Origin of the sequence: Phnomibacter sp. (assembly GCF_036803085.1) — a bacterium.
GTDB lineage: Bacteria > Bacteroidota > Bacteroidia > Chitinophagales > Chitinophagaceae > Phnomibacter.
On sequence record NZ_DAIRUZ010000002.1, the window covers coordinates 691,519 to 707,852 of the forward strand.

General features: G+C 48.6%; 15 protein-coding genes. All 15 read left to right on the plus strand.

The genetic code is table 11. The annotated features are described in order from the left end of the window. Window positions 1–29: 29 nt before the first annotated feature. The 15 genes from V7Q13_RS06670 (at window position 30) to V7Q13_RS06740 (ending at window position 16,220) form a co-directional block, all read left to right on the plus strand. Complete coding sequence (locus V7Q13_RS06670; RefSeq protein ID WP_333799903.1) at window positions 30–860, plus strand: polysaccharide biosynthesis/export family protein; 831 nt, start codon at window positions 30–32, stop codon at window positions 858–860. Between the two features lie 278 nt (window positions 861–1,138). Continuing rightward, complete coding sequence (locus V7Q13_RS06675) at window positions 1,139–3,604, plus strand: GumC family protein (protein WP_333799904.1); 2,466 nt, start codon at window positions 1,139–1,141, stop codon at window positions 3,602–3,604. Between the two features lie 78 nt (window positions 3,605–3,682). Beyond that, on the plus strand, window positions 3,683–4,063 hold the full coding sequence (locus V7Q13_RS06680; RefSeq protein WP_157480145.1) for a four helix bundle protein: 381 nt from the start codon (window positions 3,683–3,685) through the stop codon (window positions 4,061–4,063). A 188-nt stretch (window positions 4,064–4,251) separates the two neighbouring features. Further along, entirely contained in the window at window positions 4,252–5,115 is an 864-nt protein-coding gene (locus V7Q13_RS06685) for an ABC transporter permease (RefSeq protein ID WP_333799905.1), read from the plus strand. A 64-nt stretch (window positions 5,116–5,179) separates the two neighbouring features. Continuing rightward, window positions 5,180–6,211 (plus strand): exostosin domain-containing protein, encoded by a 1,032-nt coding sequence (locus tag V7Q13_RS06690; protein ID WP_333799906.1) that lies wholly within the window; start codon window positions 5,180–5,182, stop codon window positions 6,209–6,211. Between the two features lie 7 nt (window positions 6,212–6,218). Next, a complete protein-coding gene (locus V7Q13_RS06695) occupies window positions 6,219–7,097 on the plus strand; it encodes an FkbM family methyltransferase (RefSeq protein WP_333799907.1) in 879 nt (292 codons plus the stop codon). 172 nt (window positions 7,098–7,269) lie between these two features. Continuing rightward, window positions 7,270–7,863 (plus strand): FkbM family methyltransferase, encoded by a 594-nt coding sequence (locus V7Q13_RS06700; RefSeq protein WP_333799908.1) that lies wholly within the window; start codon window positions 7,270–7,272, stop codon window positions 7,861–7,863. A gap of 1 nt (window position 7,864) precedes the next feature. Then, window positions 7,865–8,686, plus strand: coding sequence for an alpha-1,2-fucosyltransferase (locus V7Q13_RS06705; protein ID WP_333799909.1), 822 nt, complete (start codon window positions 7,865–7,867; stop codon window positions 8,684–8,686). 34 nt (window positions 8,687–8,720) lie between these two features. Continuing rightward, window positions 8,721–10,010 (plus strand): ABC transporter ATP-binding protein, encoded by a 1,290-nt coding sequence (locus tag V7Q13_RS06710; RefSeq protein ID WP_333799910.1) that lies wholly within the window; start codon window positions 8,721–8,723, stop codon window positions 10,008–10,010. Next, complete coding sequence (locus tag V7Q13_RS06715; RefSeq protein WP_333799911.1) at window positions 9,986–11,095, plus strand: DegT/DnrJ/EryC1/StrS family aminotransferase; 1,110 nt, start codon at window positions 9,986–9,988, stop codon at window positions 11,093–11,095. Before V7Q13_RS06710 ends, V7Q13_RS06715 begins: the two co-directional genes overlap by 25 nt. Window positions 11,096–11,323: 228 nt before the next feature. Then, window positions 11,324–12,040, plus strand: coding sequence for a WbqC family protein (locus V7Q13_RS06720; RefSeq protein ID WP_333799912.1), 717 nt, complete (start codon window positions 11,324–11,326; stop codon window positions 12,038–12,040). Further along, a complete protein-coding gene (locus V7Q13_RS06725) occupies window positions 12,033–12,998 on the plus strand; it encodes a hypothetical protein (protein ID WP_333799913.1) in 966 nt (321 codons plus the stop codon). Before V7Q13_RS06720 ends, V7Q13_RS06725 begins: the two co-directional genes overlap by 8 nt. A gap of 95 nt (window positions 12,999–13,093) precedes the next feature. Continuing rightward, a complete protein-coding gene (locus V7Q13_RS06730) occupies window positions 13,094–13,837 on the plus strand; it encodes a methyltransferase domain-containing protein (RefSeq protein ID WP_333799914.1) in 744 nt (247 codons plus the stop codon). Between the two features lie 30 nt (window positions 13,838–13,867). Beyond that, window positions 13,868–15,232, plus strand: a complete 1,365-nt coding sequence (locus V7Q13_RS06735) for a GNAT family N-acetyltransferase (RefSeq protein WP_333799915.1) — start codon at window positions 13,868–13,870, stop codon at window positions 15,230–15,232. Window positions 15,233–15,275: 43 nt separating this feature from the next. Further along, window positions 15,276–16,220 carry a hypothetical protein gene (locus V7Q13_RS06740; RefSeq protein ID WP_333799916.1) on the plus strand — a complete coding sequence of 315 codons (945 nt, stop codon included), beginning with the start codon at window positions 15,276–15,278 and terminating at the stop codon, window positions 16,218–16,220. Window positions 16,221–16,334: the final 114 nt, after the last annotated feature.

Here is a 16,334-nt window from a genome sequence, read left to right on the forward strand (position 1 = left end):
TGGCAATGCCACTGCACAATCTGCATTTTATGAGCAACCGGTTGATAACAACGATATGCCGCCAACGCAGCACCGTATTCCTCTTGTTTTTGACGCTGGCCATGGCTGCCTGCAGGCCCTCTAAAGAAGCCGTGGTGGACTACCGCTTCTTCGAAAAAAACATCGACTCGCTGAACAAGGTCGTGCTCAACCTCAAAGAGCCGGTCATTCAAAAAAACGACCAGCTCGTCATCAATGTGAGCAGTGCTTCTCTCGATCAAACACAAACGCAGGTATTCAACCTGCTGGGTGGTAGTACTGGTGGCGGCGGAGCCTCTCAGGCCGGTGCCATTGGGTACCTCGTAGATTATGATGGCAACATCACCCTGCCAGTGATTGGAAAAGTACAGGCGGCCGGCCTCACCAAATCGCAACTCATCCAACAGCTGGAGCAAAAGCTCTCGCCGTATGTAAAAGATCCTGTGCTCAACATCCGTTTCATCAACTTTCGGGTAATGATGATGGGTGAAGTGGGCGGACAGGGCTGGCTCAGTTTCCCCAACGAACGGGCCACCATTGTAGATGCCATTGGTCAGGCAGGCATTACAGAGCAAGGCATGCGTACCAATATCCTGCTCATTCGCCAGCAGCCCAACGGACAGGTAGAAACCCACCGCATCGACCTCAACGATGCCCTCATCTTTCAATCGCCCTACTACCAGCTGCAGCAAAACGATATCCTCTACGTATTGCCCAACGACAGCAAGCTCATTCAATACCAACGGAGCAACTCACCCTTCTTTCGCGACCTGCCGGTTTACCTCGGTTTGGTTACCTCCATCATGGCCTTCGGCACACTGATTATTAGTTTAACGAGGTAGGGTTTGGATGTATGAGTTGACGAGTTGATAAGTTGATAATACAGTCACATTACTCAGCTTCATGCCATATCACTCATTTGAAGAATTAAAATTTTGGCTGGAAGCCAAACAATTGAAAAACTATTAAGTGGCTACATCTCTTGGTTGGAAAAACAAACAAAGCAGGATGGAAACAAAAATGCCTGACAGCTCCATATTTATAAATGGCTCTCATTTTGTTGATGTCGCAACTCGTCAACGCATCAACCCGTTAACCCGTTAATCTTCCCAACTAATTCATGACTCCATTTCCTTCCGAATACAACCCCACCGGCGACGGTAGTGGCGGCAAATTTTCTCCGGCAGATATACTGTTCAAGTACCTGGCCTTCTTGCCCCTCTTCATCGTGAGTCTCGCCTTGTGCATTGCCGGCGGCATGATATACCTGCGCTACACCACGCCCAAGTATACCAGCAGTGTACAAATGCTGGTAAAAAGTGGCGAAACCAATCCCGTATACGGCAATCAGGGCGACATTGTAGAACGGGCCCTCTACGGCCCCCGCGACATCAATATGAGCAACGAGATTCAAAAGTTGCGCACCATTGCTGTGGTAAAACGGGCCGTCGAAAAAAACAATTTTCACATCCAGTATTTCAACGAGGGCAATATCAAAACCTCCAACCTCTTCGATCAGGTGCCCTTCCGCCTTGTGCCCGTAGCCATTGCTGATAGCAATGCTTCTTACAAAATACGCTTTACCAATATGTCGCCTTCGGGCTATACCCTGCTGGTAGGCCTCGAAGGCCGCGAAACCCATGTTTGGGGCGATGTACTAAATATTAATGGAAGCAGATTTAAGCTTGTAACCAAAGACAGCAGCATCTACATCCCCACCACCGATGCGGTGAATATTGTTACCTGGAGCAACCCCGCCAGCAGAGCTTCCGAAATACTCAATGGTCTGTTGATTTTCCTGCCAGACCCCAACACCACCATCCTCAACCTCAGCATTACCAACGACAACCCCCACATGGGCCGTGCCATTTTGGATGCCCTGGTGCGGGAATACATATTGTTCAGCGTTGATACCAAAAACGTAGCTGCAGAAGCCACCATCCGGTTTATTGAAGAACGGCTTGACTCACTGAGTGGAGAACTTAAGCAAATTGAAAATTCTTTGCGTGACTACCGCGACCAAAACGATGTACTGCCGGTAGAAGAACAAGCCTCACTGTTTTCTACCCGGCTCACAGAAAGTCAGGAAAAAGCAGCCCTGCTTGACTGGCAGCTGACGATGCTCAGCAACATTGAGCAATACCTGCAATCGCCCCGCAAAAAAACCGAACTCGTACCCAGCTCACTGGGTATTGAAGAACCAACAATCTCAGCACTCATCGGCACATTCAATTCGCTGCGACTGGAGCGGGAAAAAACCGGCCGCCAGCAAACTGCCGGCAGCCTGCAGGTGCAGGAGCTCGACAAGCAACTGGAAGAAGTACAACGCAGCCTCAAAGAAGCCATTGGCAACTACCGCAACGTATTGCTACGCCAGCGGGGCGACCTGATGGCCAAAAGCACTTTGTACACCAGTTACCTTGCTAAAATACCCGACAAGCAGCGCCGCCTGCTTGAAATGGAACGCCAGCAAAAAGTAAAAGAAGGCCTCTACCTCTACCTGCTGCAGCGCAAAGAAGAAATTGCCATCACCACTACCAGCACAGACCCGGGTTATGCGGCCCTCAACCCTGCCGGCGGCAGCCTTACCCCCGTAGAACCCGACGAAGGCAAAATCCGCATGTTCAGCATTTTGCTGGGCCTGCTGCTGCCCATTGGCGTTATCTACCTCCGCGATTTGCTCAACGATAAGCTAATGACCCGCGACGACATTGCCAAAGCCACCAAGGTGACTATCATTGGTGAAATTGGCCATGTAGAAAACAACAAAAGCCTGGTGGTGGCCGACAAAAGCCGCAACCTCATATCCGAACAGTTCCGCATCATCCGGAGCAACCTTGCCTTTATGATGGAAAAGCGGCCTTTCCAAACCATCCTCGTTACCTCTACGGTATCGGGCGAAGGGAAGTCGTTTATCAGTATCAACATTGCCGCGGTACTGGCCCTCAGCGGCAAGCGGGTGGCCCTGCTCGAATTTGACCTCCGCCGCCCCCGCATCATGAAGAACCTCGAACTGAAAAAAACAGGGGTCGGTATCTCCAATGTTTTGCTGGGCCTGGCCGACCCCGCCGATGTGTACACTGCCCTTCCCGGCTATCCCGAGCTGCATGTATACCCCACCGGTATTGTACCCCCCAACCCCGGCGAACTGGTGCTCAGCGTCAAAAACAAGGAATTCTTCGATTATCTCAAAGCCCATTACGATTACATCATCATCGACTCCGCTCCCGTAGGCCTGGTGAGTGATACTTTTAGTCTGGCACCATATATCGACACTTCGGTGTTTATTGTACGCCACCGCTTTACTTACAAGCGGCAGCTGAGTTTTGTAGATGAAATTTACAAACAGGGTAAGTTGCCATTCTTATGGTTGGTGGTAAATGACCTGAAAATGGGGGCCCGTTTCGGCTACTACGGCTATGGGTACGGCTATGGCAAAGGATACGGTTACGGCTACGGCCACTACTATGGCTATGGCGGCGAATACTTCAACACTGGTGCCGATGAATACTACGACATCAAAGTGCCGCAGTGGCGCCGCAAATGGAAAAAATGGAAACAAAAGCTGATGTTTTGGGACCGTTAAACCAGTCAGCAGTTGACAGTTGGCAGTTGGCAGTTGGCAGGATGAGACGTTTGCAATAAATATCCATGTTTAGCAATCATGGGAACTTTTAAAGATCTCACGGTATATAAAAAGGCTTTTGCGCAGGCAATGGAAATCTTTCATATCAGCAAAGAATTTCCACCGGAAGAGAAGTATTCCCTAACAGACCAGATAAGAAGATCTTCTCGTAGTATTTGTGTGAATTTGGCTGAAGCATACAGGAAGCGACAATATGAAGCCCATTTTGTAAGCAAACTATCTGACTGTGATGCTGAAAACAGTGAAACGCAGGTATGGTTAGACTTCGCACATGCCAGCCACTATATCAACAACGAAACCTACCAAAAGCTGTATTTGTCAACGGAGGAAATTGGTCGCTTGTTGAATGACATGCTGGCTAATCCTAAAAAGTATATCGGCTTCCTGTCAAAAAAATAATTGGCAGTTACCAGTTTGCAAGGCAGCCTTCATCCCTCGCAAATTGCAAACCCTCACAGCTGCCCCACTGCAAACTGCAAATTGCAAACTGCCAACTAGCTATCACCCCCTGCCAACTGCAAACCGCAAATTGCAAACCCCTCACAACTGCCCCCCTGCAAACTGCTAACTGCAAATCGCAAACTGAAATGGAAACCACCATCATAGAACCCAACCGCCGCAGCCGCACCTACCTGCGTGACCTTTGGCAGTACCGCGACCTGATGGTATTGTTTGTGAAACGCGACTTCACCGCTCGGTACAAACAAACCCTGCTGGGTCCGCTCTGGCACCTCATACAACCGGCCCTCACCACGGCCATGAGTGTGCTGCTCTTCAATGTGGTGGCGGGCATAGGTACCAATGGCGTCAACCCCGTGCTGTTTCAAATGAGCGGCATCGTTATCTGGAGCTATTTTGCCGCCTGCCTCACCAATACCAGCAACACCTTCATTGCCAATGCCGGCATTTTCGGCAAAGTCTATTTCCCCCGCTTGGTCAGTCCCATCAGCGTGGTCATCAGCCAGCTCATCCAGTTCGGCATCCAGCTCTTCCTCCTCATCTGTGTGATGCTCTACTTCCATTGGATAGCACCCGCCAGTCAATCCCATTCGGCATTCAGCATTCCTCATTCATTATTCATCATTCCCATAGTCCTGCTCATCATGGCCGGTATGGGCCTAGGCCTCGGCATCATCATCAGCAGCATCACCACCAAGTACCGCGACTTCACCGTACTCATTGGTTTTGGCGTACAGCTGCTCATGTTTGCCAGTGCAGTCAACTATCCGCTGAGTGCCCTCAGCAACCTGCAAGCCAAACACCCCTGGGTATATAAGCTGATAGAATACAACCCGCTGGCAGCCCTTGTGGAGCTGTTTCGCAACAGCATCCTCGGTGCCGACGTGCAATACTGGCAACTGGCATACAGCAGCGCCTGGATGCTGGTGCTCCTGTTCATCGGCATGCGCCTGTTTAGCCGGGTAGAAAAGACGTTTATGGATACCGTGTAGATGATGGTTGGTTGATCGTACAACATATCAATCCATCAAGCTGCCAACTTACCAACCTCTCCCAATGCCCGGCACAACCTTGCTCTACAGCCAACCCACTCCACAACCCTGTTTTTTATACAACATAGCGGCGAAGCAAGGGCTTGTAACGAATGACATCCATGCCGCACCATACCTGCTGCTGCCATTTGCTTACGAAACGCTTGTGTATAACCAGCCGTCGACTAAGCATGAAGAAAAGGCAGCAAAAGAAGCATATGAGCAAATGCAACAGCTGGCTGCACATTACGAGCAGCTTTCCATCACGCATCAAAAAAAGCTGATTGTATTCTTTTACCACGACTCTGAAGAAGAACTGCCCTTTAGCAATGCCATTATTTTCCGCACATCCTGGCGCAGGAGCAAGCAACGGCCCAATGTGTTTGGCATGCCCGCATTTGTGGACAGCCTGCCGCAAAACCCGCAACCCACCATACTACCATATCAGCAGCAGCCCACGGTTAGCTTCCGGGGGCAATCGGCGCCATTAACGGTGCCAATTACGATGCGCTTAAAATTTGCCATCAACCGGTTATTGCGCAAAGCAGGTATAAACCGCCACCAACTGAAGCTTTGGTACTTACCGAATTATCTTTATAGAAGAGCAGCAATACAAAGTCTGTTACAATTGGATAATGCAATACAGTTTGATGTAGCCATTACGCAACACCATGGTGCTTATGCACACCCGCTAAAAAATGATTATTTGCAGGCTATGGCTCAGCATGCCTACATACTGTGTGTGGGCGGATTTGGCAACTACTCCTATCGGTTTTATGAAGCCATTCGGGAGGCCCGCATTCCCCTGTTCGTAGATAGTGATTGCCTGCTGCCCTGCACCGATGTCATCAACTGGCGGGAGCATCTGGTATGGATAGATACCGCACAAATACCACAAACAGGGGCTATCCTTTTGCAGTTTCACCGCCAATGCAGCCCGGCCCAATTTGAAACCCGCCAACAACAACTACGACAGTTGTACAACCAATACCTTACCCCCGAAGCTTTTGCACAATATGTACTTGGTATGCTGCAAAACAACATGACAAACAAATAACTAGTCTTTGCATCGCCTCGTCAATATCATCGCTTTTATCGTTTCACACCCTTTCAGTAAAAATCATCCGCTGAAAGCGTTTGTACGTTTTGTATCCTGGCAGTTGTATGCAAAACTCATTCAAAAACCCAAACTGGTAAGATGGACCAATAACAGCAGACTTTGGCTTGCGCCGGGGCTGAGCGGAACAACCGGCAACCACTACTGCGGCCTTCACGAATTTGAAGACATGTCTTTTTTGCTGCACCTCCTGCGGCCCCAAGACAACTTTGCAGATGTGGGTGCCAATGCCGGTTCATATACGGTACTTGCCGCTGCACACACAGGTGCCCGTGTGTACAGCTTCGAACCAGTACCGGCTGCCCTGCATTGGTTGCAGCAAAATGTAAGCGCCAACGATATACAACAACAGGTCACTATCATTCCCAAAGCAGTGAGTGACCAATCGGGACAAGTGCATTTTACCAGCCACCTCGATGCCATGAACCACGTGCTCGACCGTGCCGATGCTCACAGCATTGCCGTACCCTGCACCACACTGGATGAAGCCCTGCATGATACTACACCGCTGCTGCTGAAAATAGATGTGGAAGGCAACGAACACCGGGTACTACAAGGTGCCACAAAACTGTTGTCATCACCTGGCCTCAAAGCCATGATTATAGAAACCACGCAACAACCCTTTCAACCACCACACCCGCAAACCACACATGAGTGGTTGCTGCAGCAAGGTTTTGTTGCATTTACATATGCGCCATATAGCCGCAGGCTAATTGCGTTGACGCAACCGCATGGTCACAATACCATTTATATCAGGGATATCGATTTTGTAAAAACAAGACTTCAAACAGCTCCGCAATTTTCACTTTGGCGTAAGAAAGTCTGACAGCTTACATAACGTTATTATGATTAAAAGAAACTTCTGAAAACAATGCTGATTTTCAATGAAATCCTTTCTTAATAAAATTCTTAGAAACAAAGAAAAGTTAGAAATACCAGAAGTTCCTCATTGAAAAAGCTATGCCCAGCATGGCGAAGATTTGCTGGTAGAGCACCTCATGCGTGTATTACAGGTGCAGCAACCCTTTTTCGTTGATATAGGAGCTCACCACCCGTTTATCCTCAGTAATACCTACCTGATGTATCAGCAAGGCGCCCGGGGTATAAATATAGAACCCGACCCTTCGCTAATGGCCGCTTTTCAGCAATACCGGCCAGCAGATACGAACCTGCAATGTGGCGTCCGGTTCAACGACAGATCCGAATCAACCTTGTATGTCATGAGTTCCCCAGTGCTAAACACTTTTAGCCAACAGGAAGCAGAACATGTAGCTGCGTTTGGTACCTATACCATTACTGGCAAAGTAAGGGTTCCACTACTATCGCTTACCGAAATCATCGAGACACATTGCCCTACTGGTGTAGTCGATTTTATGAGTATAGATGTAGAAGGACTTGATTGGGAAATCATTCACTACAATCCGCTTCATCTGATACGGCCCAAGGTGCTCTGCGTAGAAACCATGCGTTACACAGAAGCAGGAATTGGACAAAAAAACCAGTCCCTCATTCAATATCTTACAGACATTAATTATCAGGTATACGCCGATACCGGGCTCAATACCATTTTTATAGACAACACACTGTTATAAGTTGATACGGGTTATTTCGGATGGCCGCTTGGGTAATCAAATGTTTCAGTATGCCTTTGCCATTGCTACTGCAAAGCAATTCAATACCACATTTCAGCTTGAATTTGTACACCACAAAGACGAAGTGGCAGATTGGTTTAACATCAAAGAAATACTTCAACCACTGATAGCCACACCACTTGAGCAGTGGATTTTTAAGCAACGCAGCCGCTTGCTACAGAAAAACTTCCTGGAAGAAGACATGCGCCTGTTTTATCCAGATTTGTCGAATCATTGTACCTACAAAGGCTTCTTTCAAAACGAACAATATTTTGCCCAAGTAGCCCCGTTTATTAAAGAGGTCTTTCAGCTGCAACCGCAATGGAAAACGGCATTTGAAAAAGTAAAATTCCAATATGATTTCGACAACAGCATTGTGGTACACGCAAGGTTGCGAGATTACATTACCTGGGGTAATGACGAACTTGGAGGAATGGACTTAAGTCTACCAACTAGTTATTATATAAACGCCATGACACAGTTAGGCGCAACCACAAACACTCCTGTTATATTAATCAGCGACGATGAAGCGTATGCACAGGAAAGGCTATCTTTCTTGAAAAACCTTGTGGTTTTTAGCCATGGCTCCCAACTAAGTTTTCAGGCAATGCTAGAGGCAAAAAGACTTGTTATCTCCAACAGCACTTTTGCCTGGTGGGCCGCATGGCTCAATTCACATCAACCGCAGGTGATGGCCCCCCAACATTGGCTGGGTTTTAAAATTGGCCAAGAATATCCGCAGGGTATTTTACCGGCTTCATTTACACCGGTTCCGGTATATTAATTTCATCTTTTAGCAGCACTGGCTGCATCCTCTTATGACTCCTATCATTTCCGTTTCTAATGTATCCAAGCAATACCGCCTCGGCGAAGTAGGTACCGGCTCCTTTCAGCAAGACCTCAACCGCTGGTGGCACAAGCTGCGGGGTAAAGAAGACCCCTACCTGCAGGTGGGCGATACCAACGACCGCAGCACCCGGGGCCACAGCGATTATATATGGGCATTGCAGCATATCAACTTCGAGGTACAACAGGGCGAAGTGCTGGGCATCATTGGCCGCAACGGCGCCGGCAAAAGCACCCTGCTCAAAATACTGAGCCGGGTAACTGAACCTACCACCGGCCGCATAGCCATGCGGGGCAGGGTAGCCAGTCTGCTCGAAGTAGGCACCGGCTTTCACCCCGACCTTACCGGCCGAGAAAACATCTACCTCAACGGCGCCATCCTCGGCATGACCAAAAAAGAAATTACCCGCAAGTTTGATGAGATTGTTGACTTTGCCGGGGTAGAACGCTACATCGACACCCCCGTAAAACGCTACAGCAGCGGCATGCATGTACGCCTCGGCTTTGCGGTAGCCGCCCACCTCGAACCCGAAATCTTAATTGTAGATGAAGTATTGGCCGTGGGCGATGCTGAGTTCCAGAAAAAATGCCTCGGCAAAATGAAATCCGTGAGCACCAACGAGGGCCGGACCGTGCTGTTTGTGAGCCATAACATGGAGGCAGTCAAAAATCTTTGTACCACCGGCTTAGTCTTACAGAACGGAACTTTCAGCTTTCATGGTAGTGCATTACAAGCCATTGAACATTATCAAAGACACAATATTGTTGCTAGCACAAACAATCACTGGTCATTACCTGAGGCACCCGGAAACCTCAAAGCAAAATTGCTTTCTGTTAGTGTCGTAAATCCAAAGACAGATGATTCATCTCGTTTTGATACGACTACAGGTTTTCATATCAACTGTATAATACAACTATTGGATATTGATGATGAACAATTAGATATTACAATTCACTTGGTGGATGAAAAAGGCATACTAGTGCTTGTAACATCAACTGCACACTTTTTTGAACCAAAAAAATTCAGTTCATCAGAACTGCATTGCAAAATTGAGTTTCCGGCAAATATTTTAAATGAAGGTATTTACTCTGTAAGCAGATTACTACTGGTAAAAGACCGGGGTACTGTAATAACCGAATGGAACGACACTGTGACATTCGAGATAGAACAAGGTATGGAATTAGGATTTGGATGGCAAGGTCAAAAGGAAGGAGTCATTCGTCTTTCAAACATTCAATGGCAGATAAACACAGAAAAATAGTGCTCACCGTTACCAAAACCACACTCCCCGATTTCGATCAGTTCATCAGCATCCTGCGGCGTGCATGGAGCAAAGGATATGTCACCAACAACGGTGCGTTAGTACAAGAACTGGAAACACAATTACGCCAGTACCTGCAATCGCCGCTGCTCTGGTATTGCAGCAATGGGACCGTGGTATTGCAAATGGCCATCAAAGCCCTGCAACTACAACCCGGCGATGAAATCATTACCACACCTTTCAGCTATGTAGCCACGGCCAATGCCATAGCCTGGGAGCAATGCCGGCCCGTGTTTGCCGACATTGACCCCAACACCTGCTGCATAGATGCAACACAAATAACCCGGCACATTGGCCCCCGCACCAAAGCCATTTTGGCCACCCATGTGTACGGCCTTCCTTGCAATACTGCCGCCATCGACAGCATTGCCCGGCAGCACCACCTCACGGTGATATATGATGCTGCCCACGCCTTTGGGGTACACTATCAGTCGCAACCGCTGCTGCAGTATGGCGACATGGCCACCTGTAGCTTTCATGCCACCAAGTTGTTTCATACCGTAGAAGGCGGCTGCATTGTGTCGCACAACGAAACCCTGCACCATACCCTCGAACTCTACCGCCAGTTTGGACATATTGGCGAGGAATACAGCAGCATTGGCATTAATGCCAAAAACAGCGAAGTCCATGCCGCCATGGGCCTGGCCATGCTGCCCATAATGGATGGCCTGATAGCCGAACGGAGGCAATTGTTTGAACAATACCGCCAACTGTTGCAGGGCCTTCCGCTGCGGATGCTGCAACCCGAAGCCATTGAAGGACTGCAATGGAACTATGCTTACTTCCCCGTGTTTTTTGAAACCGAAAGCACCACCCTGCGCATCCGGCAGGCCTTGGAAGCAGCACAAATTTTAACCCGCCGCTATTTTCATCCTTCACTCAATACATTGCCCTTTTATGGACCGGTACAACAATGCCCCGTAAGTGAGCAGCTGGCCGCTACCGTGCTTTGCCTGCCGTTTTTCAACGGCCTCAGCAGCACCGACCAGGAACGGGTAGCCAGCATCATACGCAACAATTGCTGAGCAGTTCATCATGCCGAGGAACGAGGAATCTCAACAACTAGAATTCAATAGCCGAATCGTGGGACCCTTCCTCCGTCAGGGTGACTGTAATACGACGTCATGCTGAGGCACGAAGCATCTCAACCACAAAACGTTTCAGGAGATCCCTCGTACCTCAAGATAACACTCCTGGACCTCAATCTCGGCCTTGCCCTCCTAACATCTAACATCTGTCATCTAACATCCAATATGCAACTCGCCATCATGCAGCCCTACCTGTTTCCCTACCTGGGCTACTTTCAGCTCATGCACCGGGCCGACAGGTTTGTATTGCTTGATGCCGTGCAATACATCCGCCACGGATGGATCAACCGCAACCGCATTTTGAAACCCGGCGAAGGTTGGCAATACTTCATCTTACCACTGCAGCCGCATCATCAAACAGATAGCATTGCGCAAATACAATATCAACCCCAGCCCAACCACCGCGAAAAATTGTTGCGCCAGCTGGAACACTATAAAAAGAAAGCCCCACACTACGAAGCCTGCCGGGCCGTGGTAGCCGAAGCACTGGCCACGCCAGAGCTATCGGTAACACAGGTAAATGCCCATGCCCTGCTATGCTGCAACCGGTACATCGGCATCCACACACCGGTACACATCAGCAGCCAGCTGTCACTCCAATACCACGAGGTGCAACATGCCGGCCAATGGGCACTGCGCATTGCCCAGCAATTGCAGGCAACAGCCTACCTCAACCCCGAAGCTGGTGCCGAATTGTTTGTACCCGAAGAGTTTGCAGCCGCAGGCATAGCCCTGCAATTTTTACAGCCAGCACTGCCGGCCTATAGCCAGCGCCGACCCGTTTTTGAACCCGGCCTCAGCATCATTGATGTGATGATGTACAACGAGCCCGCCGCCATCCGGCAAATGCTGGATGCCTGCACCATAAACAACCATGCCTGAAATAGGAGGATACTTTCCCACCGAAAGCTGGCTGGGCGCCAACAGCGCCTACCACCACACGCTGGCACTCAAAAGCGGCAGAGCCGCCCTCTTGCTGCTGTTGCAGCACCTCAAGCCCACCCATGCATGGCTGCCCCGCTATACCTGTGGCGTCGTGTATCATCCTTTTGAAACGCTGGGTATTCCATATAGCCTGTACAGCATCAACGAACAGGCTGAGCCTATTGAGCTGCCTGCTCCACAACCCGGGCATCTGTTGCTCTACATCAATTACAACGATGCCTGCAGGCCAGTGGCCGAAGCCCTGGCAGCCGAATGGCAGCAACAACTCATCATCGACAATACACAGGCATTTGGCTGGCAGCCCCGGCTAGCTGCCTGGTCGTTCAACAGTGCCCGCAAGTGGTTGGGCGTAGCCGACGGTGCTTACCTCTATGCCCCCTCAGGCCAGCCACTACCCGATGCTGGCGGGCTGTTGCCCAACACCGCTTACACCACCCGCCACCTCGAACTGCGCAGGAAGGGCCACACGCAGGAAGGCTATCCTTTCTTTCAGGAAAATGAACGCTTGTGCGGAGAAGGGCTGGCGCTGATGTCGGCATACAGCCACAGTATAGTACAGCAGGCAGATGTGCCCGCTATGCTGGCCCGCAGAAAAGCCAACTACCAACAATTGCATCAAGCCTTGCAGCCTTACAATCAATGGCAGCTGCATTCCGGTGATGGCGATGTCACACCCATGTACTATCCATTCTTGCCAAACCTGCACATCAGCCACCAAGCCTGCTGGCAGCAGCAGTTGTATGTACCCCGCCTGTGGGCTGAAGTGCCACATACACCCGGCAGCAACGCCAACGAAATACAATGGGCTCAGCAATTGCTGCCGCTCCCTATCGATCACCGCTGCGGTGTAAAGGATATGAAAACAATCATAGACTTTTTTCTTCAGCACTATTAATACCCAACAGCATTCTTATGCATTGCCTTATTTGTCAAGAGCCTACTTCTTACTTTTTATCCAAGACGTATACTGAACAGCCTTTTGCCGCACATATGGAAGACATTGGTACAGTTGATTACTTCAAGTGTAGCAACTGTGGATTTACTTTTTCCAAAACCCATGCCTCACTCAGCCCTGAACGATGGGCCAAATTAAACCTGGATGTACATGCTTTTATGGAAGACCCTGCGGCTGAAAAAAAGGGCAATCAACCACCCTATTTAGAGCAGGCTGCCATGATCAAAATTCTCATAGAGCATGGTCTTATCAACGGTACAAACATGCTTGACTATGCAGCTGGTCATGGCACACTCAGTCGGGTGCTGGAAAAATATTTTCAGCTACATCTACCCATATTTGACGAGTATGTAACTGACGGGGATGTAAAGAGGTATATCCTAAAAGAAAACCTTGGATTGTACAACACGGTTATCAACAGTGCCATGTTTGAACATGTGCTGACCAGAGAGGATCTGGATAAGGTCAATCAACTGGTTACAGACGATGGAGCTCTCATACTTCATACGGTTATCTGTGAAAATGTTCCTGCCGATCCCGAATGGTTTTATTTTAGACCGCCTGTGCACACAGCCTTTCATACCAATAAGAGTATGAGTATTCTGATGCAGCAATGGGGTTACGCTTCTTCATTGTATTGCCCTACTGCTAAGTGTTGGATTTTATTAAAAAAGGATACTGACAGTATCGCAGCAAGCGTAGCACAAATCAATCTGGAATTACAGAAAGAGTATTTGATGTACACTAAAGGGTTCGTTGATTATTGGAAAGGTTTCTGATGCAATAATCATAGCTAATAGCTACAAGAAGTGAGTATTATTTATTTGCGGGATTTGACCATAGCTGATGCCAAAACTTCATGGCCATGGCGCAACGATGCCGATGTGTGGCAGTACACCGGTAGCCGACCCGACCGTGCCATTACCGAGGCCATCGAAACCGCTTGGCTGGAAGAAGCCCTACAACGCCCCAATGAACGCCGATACGCCATTTGCCTGACCGATACGCATGAATACATTGGCAATGTGCAGCTCACCCATATTACCGCCCGTGGGGCACAGGTACACCTGTTTATTGGTGTCAAACAATACTGGGGCAGCGGCTATGGCCGGCAAGCCATAGCCGCTTTGTTGCAACTGATTGACCACTTACCTGAAAGTGAAGTACTCTACCTGCAGGTTCACCCCGATAATACCGCTGCCATTCGCCTGTACCAGCATGCAGGCTTTGTGCCCGTTGGTCACATCAGTAGTCAACAACTGCTTATGGAAAGACGCAAACCCAGCGAGAGTAACCCTACGCTCAGCGTATTTATGATGAGCTACAACCATGCGGCCTTCATTGGGCAGGCCTTGCAAGGAGTGTTCGATCAGCAAGTGGATTTTCCCATAGAAATTGTACTGGGCGACGATGCCTCTACCGACGATACCCGTGCGGTTATCTTTCGGTATTACCAGCAGCGGCCCTGGCTGTTTCGTTTGATATTGCATGACATGAACATTGGTGCCTGTTTTAACCAAATGGTGGTTTTTAAAACATGTAAAAAAACTAATGCCAAATATATTGCTATATGCGAAGGCGACGACTACTGGACAGACCCAATGAAACTACACAAACAGGTAAGCCTTCTGGAATCAAACCCACAATACTCACTGTGTTTTCATGATGCCTGGCTGCTTTTGAATAAAAGCGGAACTATGCAGACTTATGGCCTGTTCCGACAAGATATTTATAAAACTGTTGATATATTAAAAACAGGCGCCTTCATTCCTAGTTTAAGTATTGTATTTCGAGTAGAAGGATTCGACTTTCCAAGTTGGTTTTCCCGGACATCTATTGGTGATATCGCCCTTGTTTTGATGAATTCTTTACAGGGAGATATAATCCTCCTCCGCGAAAAAATGGGCGTGTACCGCAAACATGAGAAGGGTGTGAGTGTTGAAATGGAAGCCAATCAAATTCAGCTGTCATTAGAGTCGGTAAAATTGCTGCACTATTTCAATTTGCATACACAATTTGAGTATGACCACATCATTCAAGAAGTAAACAAGGCCACACTTTACCGAATGAAGCATTTTGTGGCCTACCAAAACACCAGCGATACAAGACCACTGCGGCAGAAATTAGTATCGCCTGATTTTTGGCGCCGCAAAATCAGGGAACTCATCTCCTGAAATCAACAATAAATTATTATTCAAGCAGACGCTAGCACTGTATATGGATACACCCATTGCCATCATTTTTTACAACCGGCCTGCCTATCTGCAATCGCTCCTCAATGTGTTGGCCATCGTTCGGCCAACACGGCTGTTTGCCATTTGCGATGGGCCTAAAGATGCCGCTGCAGCCGTACAGGTAAACGCCTGCCGGCAACTGATAGACCAAATCTCATGGCCCTGTACCGTTACAAAAAACTATGCCGCTACCAACATGGGCCTGCGGGGCCGCTTCGATAGTGGCCTCGACTGGTTTTTTGACCTCAACGAAGCAGGCATTGTACTGGAAGATGATGTGATACCCGATCCTTCTTTTTTTACCTACACAAGTACCTTACTCCACAGGTATATGCATGATGACCAGGTAATGCAGATTGGCGGATTAAACTTCCAGGATGGTATCAGGCGTACCAAACAGGCTGGCTATTATTTTTCGGCTTACGCTCACTCCTGGGCTTTTGCTACCTGGCGCAGGGCCTGGCAACTGCACGACAAATCCATGGCCGATTGGCCTACTGATGGACTACACATTTTACACCGCCAGTTTGGTAAGGATAAGCAAGCCATTCAGTACTGGCAGTACATCTTCAACCGGCATCATCAATCGCCCAACGATACCTGGGATTATCCCTGGCAATACTCCATTTGGCGGCATCGGGGCATCTGTTGTATTCCTGAAGTAAACCTCATCAAAAACATTGGTTTTGGCCCCGATGCCATTCATACCAAAGACCCCAACGGACCAGGCATGAATAAAAATACGTTTACATTAGAAAATTGCACAGCACCCACTGAGAAGATAATAAACCGGTTAGCAGACCTATACACACTGCAGCATATTTATGGAGTAGACACCAATTTTTGGAGAAACTCGAAACTCAGGCAATACTGGATGGGTTTTAAACATAAAATTTTCAGCAAAACTGCACAGCATCAAGCAATGTAAGTATCAAGCTGCGCAAACAATCATACCGCTTTACCTTACCATTTTTCTGAAACGATACATGCTAGGACGTTTGGCCAATATGTTACTTCGCCCTTTAGGTGTACGATTAGTACC